1 pseudogene is annotated in these 419 nt (G+C 57.0%); it reads left to right on the forward strand.

The window, feature by feature from the left end:
• Positions 1-419 (forward strand): annotated as a pseudogene (locus M3610_RS27560) (amino acid permease); the annotation flags it as partial.

Consider the following 419-nt stretch of genomic DNA (forward strand, 5'->3'; position numbering starts at 1 on the left):
TGGGGCTGGTGGCGTTGGCTAACCTCGCGGCGGTCCGGCTATACGGTGAAATCGAGTTCTGGTTCGCCATGATAAAAGTGACCACCATTATCGTGATGATCGTCGTGGGTCTGGGCGTCATTTTCTTCGGCTTTGGCAACGGCGGCCACTCCATCGGTTTTGGTAATCTCACCGAACATGGTGGTTTCTTTGCTGGCGGCTGGAAGGGCTTCCTGACGGCGCTGTGTATCGTGGTCGCGTCCTATCAGGGGGTGGAGCTCATCGGCATTACCGCAGGTGAAGCGAAAAACCCGCAGGTGACGCTGCGCAGCGCGGTGGGCAAAGTGCTGTGGCGGATCCTGATTTTTCTACGTCGGCGCGATTTTTGTTATCGTCACTATCTTCCCGTGGGATCAAATCGGCTCCAACGGCAGCCCGTT

It is taken from the genome of Neobacillus sp. MER 74, assembly GCF_023714155.1.